At 40.3% G+C, this 9311-nt stretch carries 11 protein-coding genes; all 11 read right to left on the bottom strand.

Translation table 11 applies throughout. The features are described 5' to 3' along the window. On the bottom strand, positions 1-720 hold a 720-nt coding region (locus CXF65_RS06025), incomplete at its 3' end, for a hypothetical protein (RefSeq protein ID WP_264754727.1). Positions 721-763: 43 nt separating this feature from the next. Next, positions 764-1864 carry a hypothetical protein gene (locus CXF65_RS06020; RefSeq protein ID WP_101211397.1) on the bottom strand — a complete coding sequence of 367 codons (1101 nt, stop codon included), beginning with the start codon at positions 1862-1864 and terminating at the stop codon, positions 764-766. Continuing rightward, a complete protein-coding gene (locus CXF65_RS06015) occupies positions 1861-2940 on the bottom strand; it encodes a hypothetical protein (protein WP_101211396.1) in 1080 nt (359 codons plus the stop codon). Before CXF65_RS06015 ends, CXF65_RS06020 begins: the two co-directional genes overlap by 4 nt. Positions 2941-3047: 107 nt before the next feature. Then, a complete protein-coding gene (locus tag CXF65_RS06010) occupies positions 3048-3830 on the bottom strand; it encodes a DUF6708 domain-containing protein (protein ID WP_157824042.1) in 783 nt (260 codons plus the stop codon). A 38-nt stretch (positions 3831-3868) separates the two neighbouring features. Then, positions 3869-4108 carry a hypothetical protein gene (locus tag CXF65_RS14940; protein ID WP_157824040.1) on the bottom strand — a complete coding sequence of 80 codons (240 nt, stop codon included), beginning with the start codon at positions 4106-4108 and terminating at the stop codon, positions 3869-3871. 34 nt (positions 4109-4142) lie between these two features. After that, positions 4143-5204, bottom strand: a complete 1062-nt coding sequence (locus CXF65_RS06005; protein ID WP_101211394.1) for a hypothetical protein — start codon at positions 5202-5204, stop codon at positions 4143-4145. 51 nt (positions 5205-5255) lie between these two features. Continuing rightward, a complete protein-coding gene (locus tag CXF65_RS06000; RefSeq protein ID WP_101211393.1) occupies positions 5256-6458 on the bottom strand; it encodes a DUF6708 domain-containing protein in 1203 nt (400 codons plus the stop codon). Next, complete coding sequence (locus tag CXF65_RS15035) at positions 6459-6632, bottom strand: hypothetical protein (protein WP_198551973.1); 174 nt, start codon at positions 6630-6632, stop codon at positions 6459-6461. Next, entirely contained in the window at positions 6620-7831 is a 1212-nt protein-coding gene (locus CXF65_RS05995) for a DUF6708 domain-containing protein (RefSeq protein WP_101211392.1), read from the bottom strand. Before CXF65_RS05995 ends, CXF65_RS15035 begins: the two co-directional genes overlap by 13 nt. Beyond that, positions 7832-9157: a hypothetical protein gene (locus CXF65_RS05990; RefSeq protein WP_101211391.1), complete on the bottom strand. Its 1326-nt coding sequence runs from the start codon at positions 9155-9157 to the stop codon at positions 7832-7834. It lies immediately after the preceding gene. Next, entirely contained in the window at positions 9102-9305 is a 204-nt protein-coding gene (locus CXF65_RS05985) for a hypothetical protein (protein WP_227523204.1), read from the bottom strand. Before CXF65_RS05985 ends, CXF65_RS05990 begins: the two co-directional genes overlap by 56 nt. Between the last annotated feature and the right edge of the window lie 6 nt (positions 9306-9311).

The following is a 9311-nucleotide window of genomic DNA, read 5'->3' as shown; positions in this document are numbered from 1 at the left end:
ATCTGAGTCACTGGCGATGCTATTATGCTGGGCGTTATCGTTGCCTTGGCCGTTGTGGGTGCTGCCAATAATGATGGGACGGGTGATGTCACCACCGATGAAGTCGATGAGTACATGCTGTCCATGACGCAACGGATGGGTCTGTCCCATGTGGTCGGCGACTAAGTGACTGGCAATGGGTATCCAGTGGGCGTCATCACTACTGCTATCGCTATTTTGTTCGCCCCCTTGTTCATTCTGCCAATGATAGTGGATATGAGCGCGATGATTACGATCATGAGTAATAGCACTGCTATCGGTGTCAATAATACTGGCACTCATGAGACCCGTCAGACTCGGATGCGGGTGTCCAAGCTCGCTCAGCTGTGCGCCATATGGGATATGGTGATGATGTGGAAATGGCAAGTAACAAGCGTTGATATGATGGACGTTGTTGTCATTGTCGTCATCATTGTCATGACTGGCATGGTTCGTATTGGGCTGTAAGGTAATAGGATCAAAAGCGACTGCGCCCAGCCAGTCTGCTGGTATGTGATTGTTGATACCATCACTTAGGCGCTCGTCAATCTCGATGTCTATATCATATGGGCTAATAATATCTTTGATAAGCTCGCTTAAACTTAGATGATGATGACGGCGGTTATGACTGCTAAGGCGTAATTGGCTTATTGTGGGTTCGCAAATAATACGGTAGGCGGCCATACCGCGCCAGTATTCCATCGGACACTAAACTTTGCACGATTCAATCTTCTCTACTACGCCTTTAATAATCATCCAAATAGCCTAAAAAGAGTGCATAAAACAACCCAATGATACTAAGTATAAATAAGGTGTGTAATAACCAAATAATGCGCCAGCGCCAAAGAAACCATTTGCTTTGATTGTTTATGACTTTAATACGATACGGATTTATATTGGGGTCTATGTAAGAATTGGGTTTGTTCTGTGGGTATTGCAAATGCTCATATTGCGGTTCATTGATGATATTGCGACCTTTAGATTGTATCCAGCCGCCACCTAGTTTGACGTAGGCTTGTAATATAAGCAATGGAATGTACCACGGCCATACTCTAAAGTTTTGAGTGACGCCATAGCTGGGTAGGATGCTGTCGGTGTAGAGATAGATCTTATGCTCTTTGGTGGTCTTTGGCGGATCAAAGGGAGTGATAGGCGGTAGGCTATCAGCGTTCTTTTCCATGTAGTTACGGATGAACTGCCACTGCGCGCGAGCATAGGCATCGGATGTCGCTGGAAAGGAGGAGACCCATTGGTTGACGATGTTACGTTTATTATCTAGCCAGTTGAGCTGTAAAAAGTAAGTTCTACTCATACCGCCTGCACTGACGATATTGACGCTTTTCACACTGGCATGAATGTCTGCATAAGGCAGCTCGTTAATGCCGTGGTAGTCTACTTTTATGTTGCCGTCTTCTTGAGTGACATCAAATTGTAAGATACGTTGGTCGACTTTATCAAAGGCGTCTATCGGTACGTCACTGTCGGTGATCTTAGAGACTTTGCGGAGCATAGCTATTGGGAGAACGAATGTTATTAATATTAAAAAGATAGATGCGACTATACTGAGAAAACTCATTTCAAGGAAGGACTCAATAGTTAATGGAATAGTAATAATTCCGCTCAGCAGCAATATTAATGTCAATACTAACCCCCCTTCATTCAGCATACTACTGCCCACATCATTAAAGGTTAGTGCATAAGGGGTGATGCCTCGCACATCTTTTGCCACGTACAGCATGTTGGGATGATCTTTTTCAACGTCCATAACATCACTATAAGGTCGGGGTAATAAGGTGATACTTGCTGTATCTTGGGTAGGTAGAATCTCTGATTCATCTATACTCATTCAATTAATCCAAAGTACATACCATATACAAGTACAAAAAAACCAATTATTAACAACGTATGTAATACCCAAATAATACGCCAGCGCCATAGAAACCATTTGCTTTGATTGTTCATCACTTTGGTGCGGTACGGATTTATATTAGGGTCTATGTAGGGATTGGGTTTGTCCTGTGGATATTGCAAGTGCTGATACTGCGGCTCAGTGATGATGTTGCGACCTTTAGATTGTATCCAGCCGCCACCTAGCTTGACGTAGGCTTGTAGTACTAGTAGTGGGATGTACCATGGCCATACTCTAAAGTTTTGGGTGACGCCATAGCTGGGTAAAATACTGTCGGTATAGAGATATATTTTATGCTCTTTTGTTGTTTTTGGCGGATCAAAGGGAATAATAGGCGGTAGGCTATCTGCGTCTTTTTCCATATAATTACGGATAAACTGCCACTGCGCTCGGGCATAGGCGTCGGATGTCGCTGGAAATGAGGAGACCAGCTGATTGACGATGTTGCGTTTATTATCTAGCCAGTTGAGCTGTAAAAAGTAGGTTCTACTCATCCCCCCTGCGCTGACGATGTTGACGCTTTTAACACTAGCATGAATGTCTTGATAAGGTAGCTCGTTGATGCCATGGTAGTCTACTTTTATTTTACCGTCTTCTCGGGTGACATCAAATTGTAAGATACGTTGGTCGACTTTATCAAAGGCGTCAATGGGTACGTCATTGTCAGTCATTTTGGAGACTTTGCGTAGCATAGCTACTGGAAGTATGAAGGTCATTAAAATTAAAACTATACCAAGTATTGCTTCTACAAAACCTTCAGTAAAAAGGTCAATAAGAAGTGCTGGTATCATTATTATAAATAGCACTAAAAGCCCAAAAATCATGACTAACCCTCCCTCATTTAGCATACTACTGCCCACATCATTAAAGGTTAACGCATAAGGAGTGATGCCTCGCACATCTTTTGCCACGTACAGCATGTTGGGATGATTTTTTTCAACATCTACTACGTCACTATAAGGTCTGGGTAATAAGGTAATATCTGTTGTGTCTTGGGTAGGTAGTACATCCATATTAGAATGGCTCGCTATTGATTTTTAATTATTAAGAATATTTATTTAAGGGTTTGTCGTGTATTGGTCTCGTACTGTCTAATCGACGTTGGCTAATCAGTTTTCATCTAAGCAATCACCAGCATCACATACAATATAGAGCCAATAAACCAAGTCGCATTAATAGCCATTCCTGAATACCATTTCAGCTTAACCGCTTTATTTTTATTAGCAAAAGCTGCTTGGCGCTCTGCTGTGACAGGCAGAATGTTATACGGATTGTTTTGACCATCCCACATAAGCCGTCGCTGAACTTCCGGATGTAGTGCAGGATTGGCACTGGATTGATAGATGTTGCCTTCGGCAAGGTCTAAAAAGCTAACTGTACAGGCGCGTAGCCAGCCCATGATAGTGACTTCATGGCGTAGTCCTGTTAAGCCTTTGTTTTTCTTCTCTTGGGCAATATCAGCACAGGCGAGTAGCGATGTGCTGATATCTGTTGGACACGCGTGGGCATATCGTGGATCAAGCGGTAGCTCGTCTGCGGGACGCTCCATATAGGTACGGATAAACGTCCATTGGTCGTAAGGGCTAAGTTGCATGTCCTCGAGATTGATACTTTGGATGGTTTGGTTGGTTTTCGGATCAATCACATGCAGGTTCAAGGCTTCAAAAACGACGCCGTTGTTACGTCTGACTGAGGCGACAATATCTTTATAATTAATTAAATGAAAAACAGGCGCTTGCTTACGATTATGTTCGTAGTAAGCGATTTGTTGGGTCTGTTTTAATAATAGAATTTTATGGTATCGTGATTTTTTAACTTTAAGTTGCTTTAAGGTTAGGAACGGAGCAAAGCCAATCACAGTCAAGAAGAGAACAAGCATTCCAATCGGAAATAAAGATATCAACTCAAATTCATCAATTATAAAATATTTAACTGATGCTACTATGAAAATAAAAAACTTTGACAAAACAACCAAGCTGAGCTATATGATGCCAATAAAACTAAATTTTGAATAGAGTTAATACTGGGATGAAATAATAAATAATCTGGATTCACCTCATGAATAAGTGTACTTATTCTATCAATACTGGCTTTCTTTTCTTGGAAACTACCAATCTCTCCTTCATAGGGGCGACTGATTATTTTACCGACGGGAGGTATAGGAGGAACGGGTAATATCATAATTGTGCGCTATTTACTTATCTGTTGATTCTTGCTAGCTATTATAAGCCACCACTGCCCATACAAATAAGCCAACGTTGATGAGTATGATACATACCCATCTGACATTAACCTCCCAATTTTTACCTTCAAAGGCTAGTTTGGCTTCATCAGTTATGGGCTGTATCGGATACGGGTTGTTTTGACCGTCCCATGTGAGTAACTTTTGCACTTCGGGATGTAATATAGCTCGCTTGGTACATTGATAATGATTGGCCTGAAATAGATTACCCAAAGCGATTATTGAGCCTATTATAAAGACCATGATCTGACCACCGCCAGAATGATCTCTAGGCAGTATGCCGCTTTTGCGATAGATAATATCAGCACAGGCAAATAGTGATTTGCTTGTGTCAGCGGGATAAGCCTCACAGAACTTAGCATCTACTGGCAACTCATCTACAGGGCTTTCCATATAGGTACGGATAAAGGCCCATTGCACGCGCGGATTAACCCGATAGTCTTCAAGCTTTATATGATAGGTAATATCTCCTGTCTCAGGGTCAGCGACGTAGAGATTAAGCGGTGTATAAGCTCGATTGTATGGATCTTGATGCAAATCAGGAATAACGTCTTTGTAGTCCACTATCTTAAGCGCATAGGGCTGTCTAAACTTCCAGAGTGGACGGTAGTAGTAGGCTATTTTTTGCTGCTTTTTTAAGAAGTAATACTGGGTGCGAATGGGATACTTTCTAATAAATTGATAGAGAAGTAATACTAATGGTGCACAGAATACTATAAACATTAATAATAATATAAAAATATCTAACACTAGTAGAGGGACATTAGAAGTTTCTAAGCGAAATATTTCATTAATAGAACTAATAAAAAATATGAAAGAAGAAAAATAAACCCAGCCAATAGCAAAATAAAACACCCAAAAGTAAGCAGGTAGGAATGTTAAGTAATCAGGATTGACGTTGTGAATTTCTTTATTAAGATGTTCAACGTCTTCTATCTTTTCAAACAGCTTATGATCTATATTTTTGCTGTAAGGACGCTCAAGAGGGTCATTAAGCTCCCTAATGTGGGTAGCAAAGTCGTCGCGTAATTGCATTCACAGCCTTCTTGTTTTTCTAAGCAATCATATGCATAGTAAAAAATTTAATCACACTAAATGAAACAAATGCAGTAGCTTATAGGCTAGTCCTGTGTCGTAGCCTTTAATTGCCCCTATCATATCAATAAAAAATGCAAAAACGAATAACATGACGATACCAAATAAAATAAGCAAAATACTATATGTCAGCTTTTTCCAAATAGGCTGATTGGCGTCTTCTATATTGCCTTCGGGCAGATATTTGTTTAGATCGTGCGGATCATTGGGATCTATCTGACATTCAGCTTCAATCTCAGGGCTAAACTTGGGGGTGATGCTGGTATTGATAGACAATAAACGGCCTAGGTATCGTAGCCATAATTGAATGATAACGGCGGAATGTGTCCAATGTAATTTTAATGCTTGTTTGGGATATTCCATATTCTCATCTGAATCTAATGCTGCCAATATAACTCTCTGAAAAGAGATTAATGGAGTTTCTCTTTTTTGATGCACAGAATGAACATAGCGAACAGCACTTTTAACTTCTTCAAGTTGTTTATCATCGCCCTCCATATATCGGCGGACAAACTCAAAATGTTGTTTTAGTTGTGTGCCGCCCAGTATTTCTTTAGCTGTCAAATCACTAACGAAAGGCAGGCTAAACATACCAGTAATCGTCATACCGTCATCAGCAAGGGTAATACCACGTACATCACCACCAACTTTATAAGTCGTTGCCATATAAAATTTTAGCTCATCCCAATCAAAAACCTGTACTTGTCGATTGGCTTGGCGAACATAAACCTTGCGTGTTTTTCGATTAAAACGAATGGGAAGATAGGTATAGCTGAATAGCTCCGTTGAAAGTAAAGCCAGTAAATAAATAAAAGCAACTATAAAGGCTAACGTTATGGTACTGGCTAATATTCCTAATAGAAAAGAGCCTGTTAAGAACTCGTCATACAATATAACAAAACCTAAGTAAATGACACCTGATATTAGTCCTAAAAAAAATAAACTGCCAAACGTGACATCACCTCGTATTCTATCTTGACGGCCTACTAGCTCCATATAAGTTGAATTAAACTGTACGACGGTGCGCTGCGGATAAAGCGGTACGTCATAATTTTGTGTTTTATCCAACCATTTAAAGTCCTTAATTTCTTGAACTTGCCCGCCTAAACCCACACCGAAATCACCACCGAATTTTTGATTAATTTCTTTATAATTAAGTTTTGCAAAGGGGTTTCTTCCATTAATATCTATCATTTAATTATCCTGTAGATCGATATCGTCACCTACCACAGCACGATCAAACTGCTCTAATGACCAACCAGCGCTCTCGACTCCCCAAATACCAAGATTAAGCCAATTCTCCATTCCTGACTTTTCCCAATAGCCGATGAATAGATTGATATCAATGAATACAATTAGAACAACCACTTAAAACTAAATAAATACCATAACTTACCGACTACATCTGGATAATGCCCACGAATACTACCAATGATGTCTACGAAGAATGCAAAAGCAAACAGCATGACGATACCAAATAGAATTAGACCGATGCTATAAGCTAGCTTTTTCCAGAGTGGTTGATTACTATCCTCTAAGTTGCCTTCGGGCAGATATTTGTTTAGATCGTGCGGATCATTGGGATCTATCTGACATTCAGCTTCAATCTCAGGGCTAAACTTGGGGGTGATGCTGGTATTGATAGACAATAAACGGCCTAGGTATCGTAGCCATAATTGAATGATAACGGCGGAATGTGTCCAATGTAATTTTAATGCTTGTTTGGGATATTCCATATTCTCATCTGAATCTAATGCTGCCAATATAACTCTCTGAAAAGAGATTAATGGAGTTTCTCTTTTTTGATGCACAGAATGAACATAGCGAACAGCACTTTTAACTTCTTCAAGTTGTTTATCATCGCCCTCCATATATCGGCGGACAAACTCAAAATGCTGTTTTAGTTGTGTTCCTCCTAATATTTCTTTGGCAGTTAAATCACTGACAAAGGGCAAGCTAAACATACCAGTAATGGTCATACCATCGTCAGCAAGGGTGATACCGCGAACATCACCACCGTCTTTATAAGTGGTTGCCATATAAAACTTTAACTCGTCCCAGTCAAAGACTTCGACTTTACGATTGGCTTGACGGACATAGACTTTACGTGTTTTACGGTTAAAACGAATCGGTAGGTAGGTATAGGTAAATAGTTCGGTTGAGAGTAGAGCTAGTAAATAAATAGCCATTAATATCAGTAAGACTGTGATAACTCCAACATAGGCAATGGCATAGGTATTACCTTTACTGATATCTAATAAAACACTGGCAGTCGTGTAATATATTCCAATACTAATGATAGTCAAAAAGAATATACTGCCAAACGTAACGTCTCCACGTATTCTATCTTGACGTCCTGTTAATTCCATATAGGTTGAGTTAAACTGTACCACTGTACGCTGTGGATAGAGCGGTACGTCGTAACCTTGTTTTTTATCTAGCCACTTAAAATCTTTGAGTTCCTGAACTCGTCCGCCAAGACCCATACCGAAGGTTTTGTCTAGTTTTTGATTAACTTCTCTATAAGTAAATTTTGCAAAAGGATTTCTACCGTTGATATCTATCATTTAGTTATCCTCGAGGTCAATATCTTCACCAGCCACCGCTCGGTCAAATTGTTCTAGCGTATGCTCAAATGACCAGTTATTGCTATTAATTCCCCAAATACCATGTTTGAGCCAATTCTCCATACCTGTTTTTTTCCAATAGCCAATAAATAAGGTGACGCTGATAAAACCAACGAGTAAGACAATTCCAATGCCCGTTACCGCAGTACTAGCACTTAAAGCAAGAAATAATGTTGACCCCATTCCTGTTATAGCTGAACCATAGTAAGCATATTGCATGACGCTATTGTCATTACGTCCAGCTTCATTTCCTGAATTAAAGTCAAACCCTGCAAATATCGCCGCCCCGCCGATACCTAATAGCCTTGCACCATTTGATAATCGACTAGCTTGACGAGTAGCATCAGACAATTTTTTAGCATTTACAGATTGACCAGCACCTTTTGCTAATTCAAGCTCACTTGCCAATAGCTTGCTGGCATTACCGCGCAGCTCTAAACTACCGCCTAACAACACCATCAATCCTGCGGCTGCCTTACTGCCTTCTACTAGTCTATCCTCTTGAGTTTTTGCTTGAAAAAATGCACTGACTAAAAAGACGCATGCCACAGTTTGTAGCATTGCACCGAAGTAGTGAGTTCTGACCGCTAGATCTACTCTTCGATTGGTAATATCTGCAAAACGTTTGTAATCCTTATAACTTTGGTCATATAGTCCAGAGGTCATATTAACTGACTGATCAATTACCTGTCTCAACGTGTTTTTGTCAGAATAGACTTTACTACTATTCTGATAGACATTCATTCCTGCTCTGAGTTGATTTTTATCTATATAGTAGATGAAGTTTTGACTAATGGTTTTATTGAGTCTGGCAGACTCCCCTGAAGTCTTGAGTGCTTGATCGACACTTTCGCGTATTCTAGTAGGTAAGCTGCCACTGCCTACAACATTCATAACACCATTCATTAGTGCTTTTCTGGCGTCTGTATAGGTTCCTTGTCCTTTGACTATAATCAGCGCCTTTTCGTGATGATAGCCAAATAAATACTCCTTTTGTGAGATCATAAGACCAGATAGCGTCTGACCTGTACGGTAGTTTTTCATAAAAGGTACAGCAAGCTGCTCTGCTAGGCTAACTGTTGCGCCTACTTGATTAGCAATAGCGTCATACTTTGCAAAGATGCTAGCTGACCCTGTGTAGAGTAATCCTGACCAAGAGTTGGTTGCTATCTCGTTTGTGCTAAGTCCTGCTGTAATAGGTGCTAGACTGTCAATACGGTTGACGACCTCGTCTTGGTTGAATACTAAGGCGCGTACGGTAATCAAAGGGTAAATCGTTGACAAACAGCTCTAATGCGTATTCAGCCGCTTCTAGCATATTCGCAAAAGCATCACGCATCTCCTTAAAGTAAGCGGGTGAGCTATAGCGTTCTAAAAGGTAAATCTCTTGCGGTCTTATGATGTAGTTGTTCATTTGTTT

Source organism: Psychrobacter sp. Sarcosine-3u-12, from assembly GCF_002836005.1.
Lineage (GTDB): Bacteria > Pseudomonadota > Gammaproteobacteria > Pseudomonadales > Moraxellaceae > Psychrobacter > Psychrobacter okhotskensis.
Note: the sequence above shows the minus strand (reverse complement) of the source record. Positions and strands in the feature narration are given on the sequence as shown.